The organism is Streptomyces pyxinae, from assembly GCF_024756275.1.
In the GTDB taxonomy this organism is placed as follows: domain Bacteria; phylum Actinomycetota; class Actinomycetes; order Streptomycetales; family Streptomycetaceae; genus Streptomyces; species Streptomyces pyxinae.
Map to the genome: position 1 here is coordinate 1 of NZ_JANUGQ010000038.1, position 18,203 is coordinate 18,203.

16 protein-coding genes and 1 riboswitch are annotated in these 18,203 nt (G+C 74.8%); of the genes, 13 read left to right on the forward strand and 3 right to left on the reverse strand.

Annotated features, from left to right (window positions below; translation table 11 throughout):
* Window positions 1–306: 306 nt before the first annotated feature.
* A riboswitch (FMN riboswitch) is annotated at window positions 307–437 on the forward strand.
* 167 nt (window positions 438–604) lie between these two features.
* The 8 genes from ribD to NX801_RS28650 all read left to right on the forward strand — a co-directional run bounded on the left by ribD (window position 605) and on the right by NX801_RS28650 (window position 7,519).
* Window positions 605–1,954 (forward strand): bifunctional diaminohydroxyphosphoribosylaminopyrimidine deaminase/5-amino-6-(5-phosphoribosylamino)uracil reductase RibD, encoded by a 1,350-nt coding sequence (ribD, locus tag NX801_RS28615; protein WP_258790856.1) that lies wholly within the window; start codon window positions 605–607, stop codon window positions 1,952–1,954.
* A complete protein-coding gene (locus NX801_RS28620) occupies window positions 1,955–2,605 on the forward strand; it encodes a riboflavin synthase (RefSeq protein WP_258790857.1) in 651 nt (216 codons plus the stop codon).
* A gap of 56 nt (window positions 2,606–2,661) precedes the next feature.
* Complete coding sequence (locus tag NX801_RS28625) at window positions 2,662–3,240, forward strand: nicotinamide mononucleotide transporter family protein (RefSeq protein WP_258790898.1); 579 nt, start codon at window positions 2,662–2,664, stop codon at window positions 3,238–3,240.
* A 176-nt stretch (window positions 3,241–3,416) separates the two neighbouring features.
* Window positions 3,417–4,697 carry a bifunctional 3,4-dihydroxy-2-butanone-4-phosphate synthase/GTP cyclohydrolase II gene (locus tag NX801_RS28630; RefSeq protein WP_258790858.1) on the forward strand — a complete coding sequence of 427 codons (1,281 nt, stop codon included), beginning with the start codon at window positions 3,417–3,419 and terminating at the stop codon, window positions 4,695–4,697.
* A 348-nt stretch (window positions 4,698–5,045) separates the two neighbouring features.
* Window positions 5,046–5,531 (forward strand): 6,7-dimethyl-8-ribityllumazine synthase, encoded by a 486-nt coding sequence (gene ribH / locus NX801_RS28635; RefSeq protein WP_258790859.1) that lies wholly within the window; start codon window positions 5,046–5,048, stop codon window positions 5,529–5,531.
* 34 nt (window positions 5,532–5,565) lie between these two features.
* Window positions 5,566–5,838 carry a phosphoribosyl-ATP diphosphatase gene (locus NX801_RS28640; protein WP_258790860.1) on the forward strand — a complete coding sequence of 91 codons (273 nt, stop codon included), beginning with the start codon at window positions 5,566–5,568 and terminating at the stop codon, window positions 5,836–5,838.
* A 155-nt stretch (window positions 5,839–5,993) separates the two neighbouring features.
* Window positions 5,994–6,842 (forward strand): ATP phosphoribosyltransferase, encoded by an 849-nt coding sequence (gene hisG / locus NX801_RS28645; RefSeq protein ID WP_258790861.1) that lies wholly within the window; start codon window positions 5,994–5,996, stop codon window positions 6,840–6,842.
* A 221-nt stretch (window positions 6,843–7,063) separates the two neighbouring features.
* Window positions 7,064–7,519, forward strand: coding sequence for a PH domain-containing protein (locus NX801_RS28650; protein WP_258790862.1), 456 nt, complete (start codon window positions 7,064–7,066; stop codon window positions 7,517–7,519).
* A gap of 97 nt (window positions 7,520–7,616) precedes the next feature.
* Here NX801_RS28650 and NX801_RS28655 read toward each other — a convergent pair whose 3' ends face one another.
* Together NX801_RS28655 and NX801_RS28660 are read right to left on the reverse strand one after the other, a co-directional pair.
* Complete coding sequence (locus tag NX801_RS28655; protein ID WP_258790863.1) at window positions 7,617–9,893, reverse strand: AAA family ATPase; 2,277 nt, start codon at window positions 9,891–9,893, stop codon at window positions 7,617–7,619.
* Between the two features lie 372 nt (window positions 9,894–10,265).
* Window positions 10,266–10,853, reverse strand: a complete 588-nt coding sequence (locus tag NX801_RS28660; protein WP_258790864.1) for a uridine kinase family protein — start codon at window positions 10,851–10,853, stop codon at window positions 10,266–10,268.
* Between the two features lie 713 nt (window positions 10,854–11,566).
* On the opposite strand from NX801_RS28660, the gene NX801_RS28670 reads away from it, so the two are divergent.
* From NX801_RS28670 to NX801_RS28680, 3 genes are all read left to right on the forward strand, one after another.
* Window positions 11,567–13,012 (forward strand): C39 family peptidase, encoded by a 1,446-nt coding sequence (locus tag NX801_RS28670; protein ID WP_258790865.1) that lies wholly within the window; start codon window positions 11,567–11,569, stop codon window positions 13,010–13,012.
* A 188-nt stretch (window positions 13,013–13,200) separates the two neighbouring features.
* Window positions 13,201–13,344 carry an SCO1431 family membrane protein gene (locus NX801_RS28675; RefSeq protein WP_258790866.1) on the forward strand — a complete coding sequence of 48 codons (144 nt, stop codon included), beginning with the start codon at window positions 13,201–13,203 and terminating at the stop codon, window positions 13,342–13,344.
* 374 nt (window positions 13,345–13,718) lie between these two features.
* Window positions 13,719–14,906, forward strand: a complete 1,188-nt coding sequence (locus NX801_RS28680) for an acyl-CoA dehydrogenase family protein (protein ID WP_258790867.1) — start codon at window positions 13,719–13,721, stop codon at window positions 14,904–14,906.
* Between the two features lie 172 nt (window positions 14,907–15,078).
* On the opposite strand, the gene NX801_RS28685 is transcribed toward NX801_RS28680, so the two are convergent.
* Window positions 15,079–15,474 (reverse strand): hypothetical protein, encoded by a 396-nt coding sequence (locus tag NX801_RS28685; RefSeq protein WP_258790868.1) that lies wholly within the window; start codon window positions 15,472–15,474, stop codon window positions 15,079–15,081.
* A 202-nt stretch (window positions 15,475–15,676) separates the two neighbouring features.
* Between NX801_RS28685 and NX801_RS28690 the strand changes: the two genes are divergently transcribed.
* Together NX801_RS28690 and NX801_RS28700 are read left to right on the forward strand one after the other, a co-directional pair.
* Entirely contained in the window at window positions 15,677–16,117 is a 441-nt protein-coding gene (locus tag NX801_RS28690; protein ID WP_258790869.1) for an Lrp/AsnC family transcriptional regulator, read from the forward strand.
* A gap of 433 nt (window positions 16,118–16,550) precedes the next feature.
* Window positions 16,551–18,176, forward strand: a complete 1,626-nt coding sequence (locus NX801_RS28700; RefSeq protein ID WP_258790870.1) for an amidohydrolase — start codon at window positions 16,551–16,553, stop codon at window positions 18,174–18,176.
* Window positions 18,177–18,203 lie beyond the last annotated feature (27 nt).

An 18,203-nucleotide genomic window follows, 5' to 3' on the forward strand; every position in this document is an offset into this window, starting at 1 on the left:
GGCAACCGGTCCGGCCCCGGGCAACCGGTCCGGCCCCGGGCAACCGGTCCGGCCCCAGGCAACCGGTCCGGCCCCAGCGGCCGGCCCGGGCCCATCAGTCGACCCGGGCCCATCGGTCGGTCCGGGGTCCATCAGCCGGTCCGGGCCCATCGGTCGGTCCGTGTCCGCCGGCCGCCCACGCGGGCGGAGCGGTGCGCGCTGGTGCGGATGCGCGTTCCTGTGCTCGTTCGGGTGCTGTGAGTCAGGCCACAGAGATCGGCCGCATGGGGGACGGCCCGGCGTGGCAGACTGGCCCTGTATCAGCAGCAGCGCACTCCGGGGTCGGTGCAATTCCGAACCGGCGGTTACAGTCCGCGACCCGTCCGCAGCCAGCGGTCGGTTGACCAGGTGAAATTCCTGGACCGACGGTGAAAGTCCGGATGGGAGGCAGTGCGCGGCGGGCGACCCCACTTCACGGGCGCGCCGGCCGGAGGTCCGCTGGTCGCCGTGGTCACGGCGGTCGGTACGGACCGGCCGTCGGCGTATCCCCGGCGGGGTGTCGTTCCGCTCTCTGTCGTCATCGACAGGCCCCGGAGTCCGTGCCCGAACGAGGCAGGAGGACCCGGTGGCCACCACCGCCGACACGGACGCCATGCGCCGAGCCGTCGCGCTCGCCGCGCGCGGACTCGGCGCCACCAGCCCCAACCCGGTCGTCGGTTGTGTCGTACGGGACGCCTCCGGCCATGAGGTCGGCGCCGGTCACCACGAGCGGGCCGGCGGGCCGCACGCCGAGGTCAACGCCCTGCGCCGGGCCGGTGTCCTCGCCCGGGGCGGCACCGCCTACGTCACCCTGGAACCCTGTAACCACACCGGCCGCACCGGCCCCTGCGCCCAGGCCCTGATCGAGGCCGGGATCGCCCGGGTCGTCTACGCGGTGGCCGACCCCGACCCGGTGGCGGGCGGCGGCGCCGAGACCCTGCGCGCGGCCGGGATCCGGGTCGAACACGGGCTGCTCGCGGCCGAGGCCGAGGAGGGCAACGCCGCCTGGCTCACCTCCGTACGCCTGGGCCGGCCGTACGTCACCTGGAAGTACGCCGCCGGGCTCGACGGCCGGGTGGCCGCCGCGGACGGCACCAGTCGCTGGATCAGTTCCGCCGAGTCCCGCGCCGATGTGCACCGGCTCCGTGCCGAGGCCGACGCGGTGGTCGTGGGCTCCGGCACCGCCCGCGCCGACGACCCGCACCTGGCCGTGCGCGGCGTCGACGGAGCCGTACAGCCGCTGCGGGTGGTCGTGGACACCGAGGGCACCGCCGTCCGGCCGGGCGCCCGGGTGCTGGACGGCGCCGCGCCGACCCTGATCGCGGTCGCCGAGGACACCGGTCGTACGGACAGTCGTGCGGACAGCGGTCGTACGGGCGCCGAAGCCGAGGTCACCGGCCGCACGGAGGGCGCCGGCGCGGCCGGGGGCACCGGCGTCGAGTGGATCCGGCTGCCCCGGGCGGCGGCCGGCGGGCTCTCCGTCCCCGCGCTGCTCGCCGCGCTGCACGAGCGGGGCGTCCGTTCCGTCCTGCTGGAGGGCGGTCCGACCCTGGCCGGGGCCTTCGTCGCGGCCGGCGCCGTCGACCGGGTGATCGGCTATCTCGCCCCGCTGCTCCTGGGCGCGGGCCCGGCCGTGCTCAATGACGCCGGAATCACCACGCTCGCCGGGGCGTTGCGGCTCGATGTCCGCGAGGCCGTCCGCCTCGGCCCCGACCTCCGGATCACCGCCACCGTCGCCCGCCCCGCCGTCCCGGCAGCCGGACCCGGAGCCCCGGACCCGGACACGGCCACCGTCCCGGCCGCCCAGGACCCGCGCACCACCGGCCCGCAGGCACCGGGCCCGCACCCGACCCGCCCGGCGACCCCGGGCCCCGCCACCGCCGATCCCGCAGCCGCCGGCCGGGAAACCGCCGTCGTCGCACCGAAGGAGTCCTGAGTGTTCACCGGAATCGTCGAAGAGCTGGGCGAGGTCACCGCCGTGGAGAACCTCGGTGACTCCTCCCGCTTCCGTCTGCGCGGACCCGTGGTCACCGAGGGGGCGAAGCACGGCGACTCCATCGCCGTCAACGGCGTCTGCCTCACCGTGGTCGACGCCGAGCACGGCGAGTTCACCGCCGATGTGATGGCCGAGACGCTGAAGCGTTCCAGCCTCGGCGCGCTGGCCACCGGCTCCCGGGTCAACCTGGAGCGCCCCACCCCGGTCGGCGGCCGGCTCGGCGGCCACATCGTGCAGGGCCATGTCGACGGCACCGGCACCGTGCTGGCCCGGACCCCGTCCGAGAACTGGGAGCTGGTCACCGTCTCGCTCCCGGCCGAACTCGCCCGGTACGTCGTGGAGAAGGGCTCCATCACGGTGGACGGCGTCAGCCTCACCGTGGTGACGGCGGCGGCCGACCACTTCACCGTCAGCCTCATCCCCACCACCCTCGCGCTGACCACCCTCGGCATCAAGCAGCCCGGCGACCCGGTCAACCTGGAGGTCGACGTCATCGCCAAGTACGTCGAGCGACTGCTCGCCGCCGGCGGCCGGGACGCCGCCGCGGCGGGCCAGGACACCGTCCGCCCGGCCGGGGGGAGCCTCCGGTGAACTGGCTCAACACCGTGGCGTTCACCGCCTTCGGCCAGCGGATCCTCTGGACCGACATGGTCGGCAACACCATCGGCCTGATCGCCCTGGCGCTCGGCTGGCGGCGGTCGGTCCTCACCTGGCCCGCCCAGCTGCTCTCCGGGGTGATCCTGGTCGGCGCCTACGCCTCCGCCGAACTCTCCGGCGGCGTCGGCAAGCAGCTGCTGGTGATCGGGGTGGCCGGCTGGGGCTGGCACCAGTGGACCCGGGGCCGCCGGCAGGCCCAGGACGGCTCCATAGCCGTCCGGTTCGCGAGCTGGACCGAGCGGGCGGTGCTGCTGGGCGGCGCGCTCGTCGGCACTCTCGCCGTCGGCGGCCTGTTCATCCTGTTCCCGTCGCTCTCCTGGAGCCCGTGGGCGGACGCGTACATCTTCGTCGGCACCCTGGTCGCCATGGTGGCCCAGGCCCGGGGGCTGGTGGAGTTCTGGTTCGCCTGGCTGCTGGTCGACCTGGTCGGCGTGCCGCTCGCCTTCAGCAGCGGGCTCGCCTTCTCCGGCCTGGTGTACGTCGTCTACTTCGGGCTCGTGGTCTGGGGCATGCGCGACTGGTGGCTGCGCTCCCGCACCCCCGCCGCCCTGAACGGGGCCTGGTCATGACCGCCGCGCCCGCCGAGCCGGACCCGCCCGGCGCCGTCCCCGGCGAACCCACCGGTGACCGGCCCGGCGAAGGCCCCGCTGCCGGCGTCCCCGCCGTCTCCGCTGTCCCGGGTGTCCCCGCGGCCTCCGCTCCCTCCGCCGCCCCCGCTGTCCGAAGCGACCGAAAGGCAAGCACCATGAGCGCCCTCCCCGCGTGGGACGCGGCCGATCTCGCCCTCGACCCCGTCGAGCAGGCGATCCGCGACATCGCCGCCGGCCGGCCCGTGGTGGTCGTGGACGACGAGGACCGGGAGAACGAGGGCGATCTGATCGTCGCCGCCGAGAAGGCCACGCCCGAGATCGTCGCCTTCATGATGAGCGAGTGCCGGGGCCTGATCTGCGCCCCGATGGAGGACGAGGAGCTGGAGCGGCTGCGGCTGCCGCAGATGGTCTCGGACAACACCGAGTCCATGCGGACCGCCTTCACCGTCTCGGTGGACGCCGGCCCGGCCCACGGCGTCACCACCGGCATCTCCGCCGCCGACCGGGCCACCACGCTCCAGCTCCTGGCGAGCGGCGCGGCCACCCCGGACGACTTCGTCCGCCCCGGCCACATCTTCCCGCTGCGCGCCCGCCCCGGCGGCGTCCTGGCCCGCGACGGCCACACCGAGGCCGCCGTGGACCTGGCCAAGCTCGCCGGACTGCGCCCCGCCGGGGCCATCGTGGAGATCGCGGGCGAGGACGGGGTGATGCTGCGGCTCCCGGAACTCGTGCCGTTCGCCCGCAAACACGGGCTGACGATCATCTCCATCGAGGACCTGATCGCCTACCGGCGCGGCAGCGAGCCGACCGTACGCCGGGAGGCCGAGGTCCGGCTGCCCACCGCGCACGGCGACTACACCGCGTACGGCTACCGCTCCACCGTCGACGGCGTGGAGCATGTCGCCCTGGTCCACGGCGACCTCGGCGACGGCGAGGAGGTGCTGGTCCGGATCCACTCCGAGTGCCTGACCGGGGACGTCTTCCATTCGCTGCGCTGCGACTGCGGCCCCCAGCTCCAGGCATCCATGGAGCGGATCACCGAGGCGGGCCGGGGGGTGGTCGTCTATCTGCGCGGCCACGAGGGGCGCGGGATCGGGCTGCTCTCCAAGCTCCGGGCGTACGAACTCCAGGAGCGCGGCCACGACACCCTCGACGCCAACCTGGAGCTGGGCCTGCCCGCCGACGCCCGCGACTACGCCGCCGGGGCCCGGATGCTCACCGACCTCGGGGTGCGCAGCGTACGGCTGCTGACCAACAACCCGGACAAGATCGCCGCCCTGGTACGGCACGGGCTGACGGTCACCGGCCGAGAGCCCATGCCGGTCCAGGCGGGGGAGCACAATCTGCGGTACCTGCGGACCAAGCGGGACCGGATGGGGCACGACCTGCCCTGGCTCGACGCCCCGGCCCCGGGTCCCACCTGCGGAAACCAGTGACCGGGGCGGCCGGCGGCCGGTGATCGGCGGCCGGCCGGCCGGGGCGGTGCCCCGCCGGCCGAAGCGCCGTCCGCAGGCCCCGGCCACAGCCCTGGCCGAAAGAGATCCGGTCAGCGGACATCACAGTCACATCACCGGACATCAGAGTCACTGGACAGCGCGGTCACCGGACCGCACAGTCATCCGGACTCCACCGTCACGCGGATCCCCCGGCAGGACGGATCCCACCGTCGTGTGGACTCCGCGACGCACCGGACAGTCACCGGGCGGCACGGTCACAGCACCGGGCGGCACGGTCACAGCACCGGACATCACAGTTCACCGGACATCACAGGAAACGAGACGCACGTGAGCGGCAAAGGCGCACCCGAACTGAGCGTGAAGAACTGCGGCGACCTCCGGGTGGCCGTGATCGCGGCGCAGTGGCACGAGAAGATCATGGACGGCCTGGTGGACGGCGCCCTGCGCGCCCTGCACGAGCTGGGCATCGACGAGCCCACCCTGCTGCGGGTGCCCGGCAGCTTCGAGCTCCCGGTGGTCGCCAAGGTGCTGGCCGAGCGCGGCTACGACGCGATCGTGGCGCTCGGCGTCGTCGTCCGGGGCGGCACGCCTCACTTCGACTATGTGTGCCAGGGCGTCACCCAGGGGCTCGTCCAGGTCTCCGTGGAGACCGGCGTCCCGGTCGGTTTCGGCGTCCTCACCTGCGACACCGAGGAGCAGGCCCTGGACCGCGCCGGGCTGCCGGGCTCCCACGAGGACAAGGGCCACGAGGCGGTCACCGCCGCCGTCGCCACCGCCACCACCCTGCGTACGGTCAGCGAACCCTGGCGCTGAGCGGAGGGCTCCACCCCGTACTCTGGGGACCATCATGGCGAACAAAACCTTCGAAGAGCTCTTCGCCGAGCTGGAGCGCAAGGCCAGGACCGGCGACCCCGCCACCTCCCGCACCGCCGAACTGGTGGACAAGGGCGTCCATGCCATCGGCAAGAAGGTCGTGGAGGAGGCCGCCGAGGTCTGGATGGCCGCCGAGCACGAGAGCAAGGAAGCCGCCGCCGAGGAGATCTCCCAGCTGCTCTACCACGTCCAGGTGATGATGGTGGCCCGGGGTATCTCGCTCGACGACGTCTACGCCCATCTCTGAGCGGTCGGCCCCTCCCGCCCCGCGGTCCTCCCGCCGTCCCAGGCGCCCCGCAGCTCCCGGCGCCCCGCGCTCCCCGCAGAACTCCAGCCGTCCAGCACCCCAGTACTCAGCATCCAGCGCTCAGTACTCAGCACTCAGCAAAGGAACCCGCCACCATGCTGCGCATCGCCGTCCCCAACAAGGGTTCACTGTCCGGACCTGCGATGGCGATGCTCCATGAGGCCGGCTACCAGCAGCGCAAGGAGTCCAAGGAACTGGTGCTGGTGGACCCGGTCAACGAGGTCGAGTTCTTCTACCTCCGGCCGCGTGACATCGCCATCTACGTCAGCTCCGGCAAGCTCGACATCGGCATCACCGGCCGCGATCTGCTGCTGGACTCCGGTGCCGGCGCCGAGGAGATCCTCCAGCTCGGCTTCGCCCGCTCGACCTTCCGGTACGCCACCCGGCCCGGCACCGCGTCCGGTCCCGAGGAGTTCGGCGGGATGACGATCGCCACCTCCTACGAGGGCATCGTGACCAAGCACCTCGCGGACCAGGGCATCGACGCCTCCGTGGTGCACCTCGACGGGGCCGTGGAGACGGCCGTCGAGCTGGGGGTCGCCGAGGTCATCGCGGATGTCGTGGAGACCGGCACCTCGCTGCGGAACGCGGGCCTGGAGGTCGTCGGGGAGCCGATCCTCACCTCCGAGGCGGTCGTAGTCCGGCGGACCGGTGCCCCCGCCGACGACCCCAAGGTGCAGCAGTTCCTCCGCCGCCTCCAGGGCGTCCTGGTGGCCCGGTCGTACGTGATGATGGACTACGACTGCCGGGCCGAGCACCTGGAGCGGGCCGTCGCCCTCACCCCGGGCCTGGAGTCCCCGACCGTCTCCCCGCTGCACAACGAGGGCTGGGTGGCGGTACGCGCCATGGTCCCGGCCAAGGACGCCCAGCGGATTATGGACGACCTCTACGCGCTCGGCGCCCGCGCCATCCTCACCACGGCCATCCACGCCTGCCGCCTCTGAGGCCCCCGGGCCCCCGGGGACCGGCGCCCCCGGGGGAGCCGCGGTCTCCGAGCCCACCGAGCCCTCCGGAGGGGGCGGCGCCCGGGACGGCCCGTGGTGCCGCCCTCTTCCGGGGCCGCCCGCCCCGAGGGGGCACCTGCCTTCCGGGGTGGCCCCGACCGCCGCCCTTCGGGGCGGCCCCGACGAACCCCCGTCTGCCCGCCCCTAAGGACCCCTGGTACATGTCCGCCACCCGGCTCCCCGACCTCCCGGTCACCTTCCGGCCCACCCGCACCCGGGTGGTCCTGCTGACCGTGGGGACGGTCATGTTCGCCGTCATCACGGCCGTCGCCCTCGCCCTGGAGAAGCTGAGCCCGGGGGAGCGGGCCAGCTTCGTCCTCACGGCCGCGCTCTTCCTCGGCGTACTGGCGCTGCTCAGCCGCCCCAAGGTGGAGGCCGACGAGACCGGCGTCACCGTCGTCAACCTCACCCGCACCCGCCGGCTGGCCTGGGCGGAGATCCTGCGGGTGAACCTCCGCGAGGGCGACCCCTGGGTCTTCCTGGACCTCAGCGACGGCACCAGCCTGCCCGCCCTGGGCATCCAGCCGGGCATCGCCAAGCAGCAGGCGATCCGGGACGCCCAGGCGCTGCGCGCCCTCGTCGAGGCCCGCGGCAGCGGTACCGAGGAGCCCCGCTAGCCGGTGCCCGCGCCCGCAGGGCCTGCCGTTCTCGTACGGGCGGTCCGTCCGGCCGCCGGTGCCGTCCGGGCGCGGGTCCCGTCCGGGCGGCCCGTGGTCAGAAGCCGAGCGGCTCCTGCGGCCCCCGGGGGCCCGGGCCCCGGCCGGACAGCACCTCGCCGTACGCCTGCATCAGATCGGGCAGCCGCAGGGTGGCCAGATCGGTACGGCCGGGTGTGCCGGCGTAACCGGAGAGCCGCAGGTCCCGGTAGGCGCAGGACTTCTCGTAGAGGGTGCGCAGAAAGCGGCCGTTGCCCAGTTCGTCGATCCAGCCCTGGGCGACCACATGCCCGCTGATCGCCCGCAGTTCCTCCACCGCCTCCTCGTCCCACAGATCACCGTGGGCGGCCGCCAGCACCTTGCCGATCGCGGTCAGTTCCAGCGGACGGTACGAGGGGAAGTCCACCCGGCTGGTGAAGCGGGAGGAGAGCCCCGGGTTGGCGGCGAGCAGCCGGTCCATGCCCTCCGGGTAGCCGGCCAGGATCACCACCAGCTGGTCCCGGTTGTCCTCGGCCCGCTTCAGCAGTACCTGGAGCGCCTCGTCGCCGTAGGCGTCGCCCTTGCTGTAACCGGAGTTGGAGAGCGCGTACGCCTCGTCCACGAAGAGCACCCCGCCGAGCGCCGAGTCGATCAGCTCATTGGCCTTCACCGCCGTCTGGCCCAGGAACTCGCCCACCAGGTCCGAGCGTTGGGCCTCCACCAGATGGTCGCCGCCCAGCAGGCCGAGCGCGTAGAAGACCCGGCCCAGGATGCGGGCGACGGTCGTCTTGCCGGTGCCGGAGGGCCCGGAGAAGACAAAGTGACGTTTCGGCGGCTGCACCGGCAGCCCCTGTCCGGCCCGCAGCCGGGCCATCTCCAACTGGGCCGACAGCGCCCGGACCTGACGCTTCACCGGGTCGAGCCCCACCATCCGCTCCAGCTCCGCGAGCGCCTCCGCGAGGAGCGCGGGATCGGTGGGCCCGGCCGGGAAGACCGGAGGAGCCGACCGGCCGGGCAGCGGTGCCCGGACCCGGGCGCCGTATCCGGGACCCGGCTCCGGCACCGGGCCGGGCCCCGCGCCGCCACCCGGCCCCTCCGGACCCGCGACCCCCGGTCCGCCCGGCCCCGGCACACCCGGCCCGGTGCCGCCCGTTCCCGCGCCGTCCGCCGCGCCGGTCCCTTCCGGACCGTCGGGCGGGGCGCCGGTGGCCGTGCCGCCGGGGACGGAACCGCCCGGGGCGCCCGTACCGGCCGGGCGCGGTCCCGGGCCCGGCACCGCCGGCCCCGGGAACTGCCAGGAGCCCGGTCCGCCGGCCCGGTCGCCACGGCGGAGCGCATCCCCGGGCGGCGGTTCGGCTCCCTCCGCCGGGCCCTCGCCGTCCCGGGGGCCGCCACCGGCGTCCTGGCCGAGCCCGGTCAGTGACACCGGAGCGAGTCCGGCCGCCTCCCCGGCCCCCTCCCAGCCCTCCGGACCGCCCCAGTCGTCGGCGGGCCCCGCCCCGTCGTAGTCCGCGACATCGGCGTAGTCGGCGTATTCCGCGTAATCGGTGCGGTCGGCGTAGTCGTCGCAGTCCGCGTATTCCGCGTAGTCGGTGCAGTCGGCGATGGCCGCCAGCCGGGCCGAGGTGTCCATGAACGCCGGGTCCACCCGGTGCACCGCCCGGTACAGCGGCAGGGCGGCGGCACTCCGGCCGGTCCCCTCGTGCGCCCGGGCCAGCCAGTAGCGCAGCTCCTTGCGCTGCGGCTGCTCGCTGCGGCACCGCATCAGCGCGGCCGCCAGCATCGGTCCGGCCTGCCCGTACATCTCCAGCCGGACCCGCGCCATTCCGCCGAAGAGTCCCGCCTCGATGCCGAGCAGCGGATCGTTCACCAGCGGCTCGGTCAGCCGCACCAACTGGTCCCAGTCCTTGACCAGATAGGCCCGGCAGGCGTACAGAAACCGCACCTGCGGGTCGGTGTCCACCGGTGGCAGTCCCGCCAACGCCCGGTCGAGCTCCGCCACATGACGGCCGTCCAGCCAGTGCGAGGCGTGCGCGAGCAGCAGATCGCGCGGGCTCTCCAGCACCGGCTGCACCCACCAGCCCAGCCAGTACCAGGAGTTGAGCGTCCGGCGATGGCGGGCGCGCTGCTCCCCGAAGCGGTGCCGGCTGCCGTACATCCGCAACAGGGCTGTGGTGGTGTCCACGCGCAGGGCGTGCAACCCCAGCCAGGCGTCCGCCATCCCGGGATCGATCCGGACGGCGTCCTTGAACTCCTCCTCCGCCTGCGGATAGGCGCCCACCGTGTAGGCGTCCATGCCGCGCACCCAGGCGAGTTCGGCGGGAGCCGGTGCGCCGCCCTGTGTGCCGATGTCCATCGGGTCCCCCACACGCCGTGCCCCGTTGCCGTACCGCCGGGCGGTCACCCGGCGGGAAGCGTCCCCAACTCGCTCTGCTGCAAGGAATATGACCACGCCACGGGCATCGTACCCAGGCGACGGGGGCTTGATTAAGGGCGCGGAAGCGGCTCGGAAGCCGGTGACCCAGGGTGAGCGAGAGCCGGGCGGACGACGCGCGGCAGGGGGCTCCCGGGCAGTACGAAGCCCCCGGTCACGGGGGAACAACCGGGGGCTTCGCGTCATGGCGGCTCCGAAAAGCCGCACATGAAGAACGTAGGACCTGTAAGCCCCCTGGGTCAAGCCGAGTTGGGGCACTCGGCGGGATCGTTTCCCCGTGGTCCGGAGAGCCACTCAATTCCGGTCACGGGGAGTGATTTTCGGCTGTGTCGCGGACCTCCCACGCGGCCCGGGCCGCACCTCGTATCCCGCCGGGCACTCGCGTACCAGCGCGTCCGCGAACGGACGGGAGGGATCGCCGGCGAAGTGGCGGGTCTCCGCCACCGTCCAGCCGTCCCAGAAGGACGTCTGGGCAGGTCCGTCCCGGTGCCGCCCCCGGGCCCAGGACTCCTCGGGGCCGCGCTCCATCCACAGCAGCCGGGCCAGCCACGGCCGCACCGCCCGGCGTCCGGCGCCCACTCCCTCCACCAGGACCACGGGAGCGGCGGGCAGGCTCCTGGCCGGTCCGAAGCGGCCTAGATTCCAGTCGTACGGGTGAATGCGCGCGGCCTCGCCCTGACGGAACGGCTCCAGCACCTGCGCCCGCAGCCGCTCCGTCCAGCCGAACAACTCGGCATGGCTGGCGAGATCGTCCAGATGGAGGACCGGGACACCGCCGAGCGCCGCCGCCAGCCGGGCGGCGAAGGTGGACTTCCCCGACCCGGCGTGCCCGTCGACCGCGACCAGCCGCACCGGACCGCAGGACGGCGGCAGCGCGCGCACCTCCGCGACGAGGGCGCCGAGCCCGGCGGGGGCGCCGGGCCTGCCGGGGGCGCCGGGCCTGCCGGGTGTGCCGGGCGTGGCGGGCCCGCCGGGTGTGGCGGAGGCGGCGGACGCTTCGGCGGAACCGGGCGTGCCGGGTGTGGCGGGCCCGTCGGGTGTGCCCGGTCCACCGGGCCTGCCGGGGTCTCCGGGTGTGGCGGAGGCGCCGGACGTGCCGGGCCCGCCGGATGTGGCGGAGGCGGCGGACGCTTCGGCGGAACCGGGCGTGCCGGGGTCTCCGGGTGCGGCGGAAGCGCCGGGGGCGCCGTGGCCGCCGGGACCGGCGGGTTCCGGGGAGCCGGGGGAGCCGTGCCCGGGGCCGCCGGGGCCCGGGCCGGGAAGAGGACCGGTCATGCCGATCAGCGTACAAACCCGCCGGTGAGAGCCCCGTCGGGTGGCCTCCGGACGGCCCCGGGGTCGCCGGCCGGGTCGTCCCGGCGCGACGCGCGACGGATAACCGCACCCGCCGTTACCCAGGCCGCGATAGTGGGCACATCCCGCATCACCCCACCCCACCCGGTCCCCACCCCACCCGGCCCGGTCCTCACTCTCACCGCGCCCGATTCCCACCCCGCCCTCCCCGCTTCTCCGCCCTCTCCCCACCTCTCCGCCCTCCCACCACCTCGTCCTCCCGCCTCCCGCCCCCACCACCCCCTCCCGAACGGGACTTCGCCATGAACGATTCACCCCGCGTCCCCGCGCCCGACGGCGCCCTGCCCGAGACCGCCGCGCCGGGCCGCACCCCGCGCCGGGCCCTGCTCGCCGCCGCACTCGCCGTGGCCGGCGCCGGTACCGGCCACGCCCCCGCCACCGCGGCACCCGCCGACGGGCCCCGGTCCGGCCGCCACCCGGAGCACGCGGCCCCCGCCGACCCGGTGGCGTCCGCCTCCACCGCCGCCGACAACCGCTTCTGGGTCTCGGCGGCCGACTGGGAGACGGGCGACCACGCCGGCACCGCCCCGGCCCCCGGCTCCCGCCCGGGTGTCGTCCTGGCCACCCCGGCCGGCCGGGCCGACTACCTCGACCCGCACACCGGCCGCACCGCGACCTGGGAGTACGCCACCTGGACCGGGCCCTGGCACGCCCCCGCCGTCCCGGCCACCGAGCTCGTCCCCTCCTGGAACGCCGCCACCCCCGCCGGCACCTGGATCACCGTCGAGTTCCAGGGCCGCTACGCCGACGGCACCGAGACCCCCTGGTACGTGCTGGGCCGCTGGGCCTCCGGCGACGGAGACGTCCGGCGCACCTCCCTCGACGGCCAGACCGACGGACGTACCGCAGTCCGGACCGACACCCTCGCCGTCGAGGCCCCCGCCACCGGCGAACGGCTGGTCGCCCACCGGCCGCGCCTCACCCTGCACCGGTCGCCCGGCAGCGGGGCCACCCCGACCGTGTGGCGGCTGGGCGCCATGGCCTCGGCCGTACCGGACCGCTTCACCGTGCCCGCCGCCCCGCCCGGCGAGGGACGGGAACTGGCCGTGCCGCGCTACTCCCAGACCGTTCACCTCGGGCAGTACCCGGAGTACGACAACGGCGGCGAGGCGTGGTGCAGCCCCACCTCGTCCCAGATGGTGGTCGAGTACTGGGGCCGGCGCCCCACCGCCACCGACCTGGCCTGGGTGAACCCGGCCTTCGCCGACCCCCAGGTCTGCCACGCCGCCCGGTACACCTTCGACCACCAGTACGCGGGCTGCGGCAACTGGTCCTTCAACGCCGCCTACGCCGCCGGCTATCCGGACCTCAACGCCGTCGTCACCCGGCTGGGATCGCTGACGGAACTGGAGACCCTGATCCGGGCGGGCATCCCCGTCATCACCTCGCAGTCCTTCCGCGCCGCCGAGCTGACCGGGGCGGACTACGGCACCGCCGGCCATCTGATGACCGTCGTCGGCCTCACCGCCGACGGCGATGTGATCGCCAACGACCCCTCGTCCCCCTCCAACGACGCGGTACGCCGGGTCTACCGCCGGCGCGAGTGGGAGAACATCTGGCTCCGTACTCAGCGGTACGACGCCGCCGGGAACGTGGTCTCCGGCACAGGGGGTGTCTGTTACCTCTACTGGCCGCTCGACCCCACGGCCGCGCAACGCCGGGCCCTGGAGGCGATCGGCGTCCACTGAACCGCGGCGGGCGGCCCGTACGGCAGTGACGCGCGTCTCTACCCAGCCGGCCGCCCCCGCTGGCACTGTAGGGGGACTGGGGACGGCCCAGGACATGTCCGGGCCGTCCGCGCCCCCCGGCCCGGCGGCCCCCTGCCCTCGGCCTCCGGGACACCACCACCTCCGCAGAGCCAGCAGAGCGAGACACCATGACCATGAGCACCGCCCTCTCCGCCGCCCGCGCCCGCACCGGGGGCCCCAAGGAGGACGGCCCCAAGCTGCTGGAACACGCCCTCGGCTGGGTCCTGGTCGTCGTCTTCGCCATGCTCGTCACCCAGGCCGGACTGTTCTGACACCACCGGGCCCCGACCCCGCGGCGACCGGCCCCGTCCTCCCGCTCCCGGCCCCCCCGGCCGGGAGCGGCGCCGTGCTCGCCGCCGGATCCGGCCGGGTCCATTCCGATCGCGTCGGATTCCCGCCGCGTTCGTGCTCCGTTCCCGCCGGGATCGTGCCGGGATCGTGCCGGATTTCTGCCAGGTGGAGATCACAACTCCTCTCGACCCGGTGACGCGGGGCCCCCGATCGGGCATACTCAACCCGCCACAGCCGCTGGTCAGCCCCGGTCCGAGACCCGGAAGGGCAGCATCGGTGAGGCAGTGAGACCCGGCGCCGTCGCCCACCCCGCGCGTGCGGACGCCGTAGCGCCCGACAGGGAGGAGAGCGCCGCATGTCCGACCGCGAGCCGCAGGCGGTGGAGCCCCAGCCGGTGGAACGCCACCTGCCCACCGAGGAGTCCCGGGACCTGATGGCCCTGGTACGCGACATCGCCCGGCGGGAGATCGCTCCCCGGGCGGCCGCCGAGGAGGAGGCCGGTCACTTCCCGCGTGAGACCTTCTCGCTGCTCTCCGGGTCGGGGCTGCTCGGCCTGGCGTACCCGGCCGAGTTCGGCGGTGGTGAGCAGCCGTACGAGGTGTACCTCCAGGTCCTGGAGGAGCTCGCGGCGGTCCGGCTCACCGTCGGCCTCGGCGTCAGCGTCCACACCCTCGCCTGCCACGCCCTCGCCGGCTACGGCACCAAGGAGCAGAAGGCCGAGCACCTGCCCGCCATGCTGGGCGGCGGGCTGCTGGGCGCCTACTGCCTCTCCGAACCGTCGGCCGGCTCCGACGCCGCCTCGCTGCGCACCAAGGCGGTCCGTGACGGCGACGACTGGGTCCTCACCGGCACCAAGGCGTGGATCACCCATGGGGGCGTCGCGGACTTCTGCACCGTGCTGGCCCGCACCGGCGGCGAGGGCGCTCATGGCATCACCGCCTTCCTGGTCCCCGGGGACGCCGAGGGGCTCTCCGCCGCCGCGCCCGAGAAGAAGATGGGCATGAAGGGCTCACCCACCGCCCAGCTCCACTTCGACGGGGTGCGGGTGCCGGACGCGCGCCGGCTCGGGGACGAGGGGCAGGGGTTCTCGATCGCCCTCTCCGCGCTGGACTCCGGCCGGCTGGGCATCGCCGCCTGTGCCGTGGGGGTCGCCCAGGCCGCGCTCGACGAGGCCGTCTCGTACGCGACCGGCCGCCGCCAGTTCGGCCGGCCGATCGCGGACTTCCAGGGGCTGCGGTTCCTGCTGGCCGACATGGCCACCCAGGTCGAGGCGGGCCGGGCACTCTATCTGGCGGCGGCCCGGCTGCGGGACGCCGGCCTGCCGTTCTCCCGGCAGGCGGCGATGGCCAAGCTCTTCTGCACGGACGCGGCGATGCGGGTCACCACCGACGCCGTACAGGTGCTCGGCGGCTACGGCTACACCGCCGACTTCCCGGCCGAGCGCTACTTCCGCGAGGCCAAGGTGCTCCAGATCGTGGAGGGCACCAACCAGATCCAGCGGATGGTCATCGCCCGTCATCTGGCGGGCCCGGAATCCCGCTGACCCGGGGTACGGAACCGGGTCCCGCGGCGCGGCGGCCGGCGCGAGAGCCGGCCGCACCCGCGCCGCCCGGGCCCGGAAGAACCGGGCCCTCAAGGCATCCGCACCGGGCCGTACCGCCCCGGAAGCCATCGGCGCCGGGCGGTAGGGCCCAGTCGTGCTCAGGCGGTCGTGCTCAGGCGGCGCGGTCCAGCCGCAGCCGGTCGGGTGCCGGTCCCGACGTCTTGATCGGGTGCGATCCGGGGCCGCCCACGTGCGAGAACGGCTGGGTCCGCCAGTCCAGTCCCTGCGGCAGGGTCAGCAGCAGGCCGGTGTCCTGCTCCAGCGTCTCCAGCGTCTCGTCGGCGGGCCGGGCCTCGGCGGCCGGCCGGCCGGTCCCGCCGCACACCGAGAGCACGAACGGATTCCACGGCGTGGGGCACAGCGCGTGCTCGGGCAGCACGTCCTCGTCTGCCAGCAGCGCGATGGGCCGGGCGCAGTCCGGGCAGATCACCCGGAACATCTCGAACGTGTCGTAGGCGGCGAGTTCGTCGTCCTCATCGGGTACGACGGAATCAACGGGCTCCTGCATGGAGAATCTCCCCCTCGGATGGGCCGACCGGGCTCTGGTGGCCATGACCACAGCAAGCACTTCCCTGTCGGCCCGTCAGGTAACCATCAGGTCTCGACCAATCCGGCGGCCGGGCTGTGGCCTTGGTCACATGACGGGGGCCGGTGCCCGCCGGGAGCCGGGCAGGCTGTGCCGCGCGGGGCCCGGGGGATAGGTTGACCGCATGGAGGAGCTGGATCGTCGGATCGTCGAATTGCTCGTCAAGGACGGGCGCATGAGCTACACCGATCTGGGCAAGGCCACCGGCCTGTCCACCTCGGCGGTGCATCAGCGCGTCCGCCGGCTGGAGCAGCGGGGCGTCATCCGCGGCTACGCGGCCGTCGTCGACCCCGAGGCGGTGGGGCTGCCGCTGACCGCGTTCATCTCGGTCAAACCGTTCGACCCCAGCGCCCCCGACGACATCGCCGACCGGCTCGCCGACGTCCCCGAGATCGAGGCCTGCCACAGCGTCGCGGGCGACGAGAACTACATTCTCAAGGTGCGCGTGGCCACCCCCCTGGAACTGGAGCATCTGCTCACCCGGATCCGTTCCCAGTCGGGGGTCTCCACCCGGACCACGGTCGTGCTCTCCACCCCCTACGAGGCCCGCCCGCCCCGCGTCTGAGCCCCGGCCGCGTCCGCGTTCTCTTCCGCGTTCCCTCCGGAGCTGAGCTCGGATCCGGGTCCGAGCTCAGCTCCGGGCCTGAGCCCTGCCCCGTCTCCGGGACCCGCCCGGGATCTCAAGTCCGCCCAGGGGCCCAGTCCGAGGCCGCCCGCCCCGCGTCCGAGCCCCGGCGGTGTCCGCGTCCTGTCCGCCCGGCTGCCGAGGCCCGCCCCGGGGCTCATGTCCGCCCCGCGTCCGGGACCTGCCCGGCTCCCGGGGCCCGCGCCGCCGCCGAGTTCCGGGCCGCCCGTACCGTCCGGCCCGCCGTGCCCCGCCCGCCTCACCCGGGGGTCCGGGACCCGGCCGGCGGGATTCCGGACTCCGGGGGGGCCGGGCTCCGGACCCGCGGGGGTCTCCCGGAGCCCCGGCCGGACCGCTCTCTACGCTGGTCGTCATGACCGAGAGCGAACACCGCACCGTGCTGCTGCGCGGCGGAGACGTCCACAGCCCCGCCGATCCCTTCGCCACCGCCATGGTGGTGGAGCGGGGGCATGTCGCCTGGGTGGGCTCCGAGGGCGCGGCCGACGCCTTCGCCGCCGGGGTGGACGAGGTGATCGACCTCGAAGGGGCGCTGGTCACCCCCGCGTTCACCGACGCGCATGTGCACACCACGGCCACCGGCCTCGCCCTCACCGGACTCGATCTCTCAGCCGCCCGCACCCTCGCGGAGGCCCTGGAGCTGGTACGGGCGCACAGCGCCGCCCGGCCGGCCGACCGGGTGCTGCTCGGCCACGGCTGGGACGCCGCCCGCTGGCCCGGGGGCCGCGCCCCGTCCCGTACCGAACTGGACGAGGCCACCGGCGGCCGGCCGCTCTATCTGACCCGGATCGACGTCCACTCGGCCGTGGTGACCACCGCCCTGCTCGACCTGGTCCCCGGGGTCACCGGGCTCACCGGCTTCCACCCGGACGCCCCGCTGACCGGGGACGCCCACCACGCGGTACGGGCGGCGGCGTACGGCTCCGTCACGGCCGCCCAGCGCACCGAGGCGCAACGGGCCGCGCTGCGGCGGGCCGCCTCCCTCGGGATCGGCACCGTCCACGAGTGCGCGGGGCCCGAGATCTCCGGCGAGGACGACCTCACCGGCCTGCTCGCCCTCGCCGCCGGTGAGCCCGGCCCCCGGGTGGTCGGCTACTGGGCCGAGGCGGTCACGGGGGAGAAGGACGCCCGCCGGGTCCGGGAACTGGGTGCCGCGGGCGCGGCCGGTGACCTCTTCGCGGACGGCTCGCTCGGCTCCCACACCGCCTGCCTCCACGAGCCGTACGCCGACGCCGCCCACACCGGCACCCTCCACCTCGACGCGGCCGCCGTCGCCGCCCATGTCACCGCGTGCACCGAGGCCGGCCTCCAGGCGGGCTTCCACGCCATCGGGGACGCCGCCGTGACCGCCGTGACCGACGGCATCAGGGCGGCGGCGGAGACCCTGGGCCTGGCCCGGGTGCGGGCCGCCCGGCACCGGGTGGAGCACGCCGAGATGCTCACTCCCGAGACCGTGGCCGCCTTCGCCGAGCTGGGCCTCACCGCCTCGGTCCAGCCGGCCTTCGACGCCGCCTGGGGCGGGGACGAGGGCATGTACGCACAGCGGCTGGGCGCCGAGCGGGCCCGCACCCTCAACCCCTACGCGGCGCTGCTCCGCGCCGGGGTGCCGCTGGCCTTCGGCTCCGACAGCCCGGTCACCCCGCTGGACCCCTGGGGCACCGTCCGGGCCGCCGCCTTCCACCGCACCCCGGAGCACCGGATCTCGGTCCGGGCCGCCTTCACCGCGCACACCAGGGGCGGCTGGCGGGCGGTCGGCCGGGACGACGCCGGGGTCCTGGTGCCGGGCGCCCCCGCCGACTTCGCGGTCTGGCGCACCGGTGACCTGGTGGTCCAGGCCCCGGACGACCGGGTGGCCCGCTGGTCCACCGACCCCCGCTCGGGCACCCCCGGGCTGCCGGAACTCACCCCGGGCGCCCCGCTGCCCGTGTGCCTCCGGACGGTGGTCGGGGGCCGTACGGTCTTTGTGAGACCGAACGAGTGACGTAGCGGCCCGCCCCGCGCCGGACGG

What these genes read in the sequence shown, in the direction of transcription:
- NX801_RS28670 (WP_258790865.1), top strand. Translation starts at nt 11,567, where the DNA reads ATGAACGATTCACCCCGCGTCCCCGCGCCCGACGGCGCCCTGCCCGAG.
- NX801_RS28625 (WP_258790898.1), top strand. Translation starts at nt 2,662, where the DNA reads ATGGTCGGCAACACCATCGGCCTGATCGCCCTGGCGCTCGGCTGGCGG.
- NX801_RS28630 (WP_258790858.1), top strand. Translation starts at nt 3,417, where the DNA reads ATGAGCGCCCTCCCCGCGTGGGACGCGGCCGATCTCGCCCTCGACCCC.
- NX801_RS28690 (WP_258790869.1), top strand. Translation starts at nt 15,677, where the DNA reads ATGGAGGAGCTGGATCGTCGGATCGTCGAATTGCTCGTCAAGGACGGG.
- NX801_RS28675 (WP_258790866.1), top strand. Translation starts at nt 13,201, where the DNA reads ATGACCATGAGCACCGCCCTCTCCGCCGCCCGCGCCCGCACCGGGGGC.
- NX801_RS28640 (WP_258790860.1), top strand. Translation starts at nt 5,566, where the DNA reads ATGGCGAACAAAACCTTCGAAGAGCTCTTCGCCGAGCTGGAGCGCAAG.
- NX801_RS28700 (WP_258790870.1), top strand. Translation starts at nt 16,551, where the DNA reads ATGACCGAGAGCGAACACCGCACCGTGCTGCTGCGCGGCGGAGACGTC.
- NX801_RS28685 (WP_258790868.1), bottom strand. Translation starts at nt 15,474, where the DNA reads ATGCAGGAGCCCGTTGATTCCGTCGTACCCGATGAGGACGACGAACTC.
- NX801_RS28680 (WP_258790867.1), top strand. Translation starts at nt 13,719, where the DNA reads ATGTCCGACCGCGAGCCGCAGGCGGTGGAGCCCCAGCCGGTGGAACGC.
- NX801_RS28655 (WP_258790863.1), bottom strand. Translation starts at nt 9,893, where the DNA reads ATGGACATCGGCACACAGGGCGGCGCACCGGCTCCCGCCGAACTCGCC.
- NX801_RS28650 (WP_258790862.1), top strand. Translation starts at nt 7,064, where the DNA reads ATGTCCGCCACCCGGCTCCCCGACCTCCCGGTCACCTTCCGGCCCACC.
- hisG (WP_258790861.1), top strand. Translation starts at nt 5,994, where the DNA reads ATGCTGCGCATCGCCGTCCCCAACAAGGGTTCACTGTCCGGACCTGCG.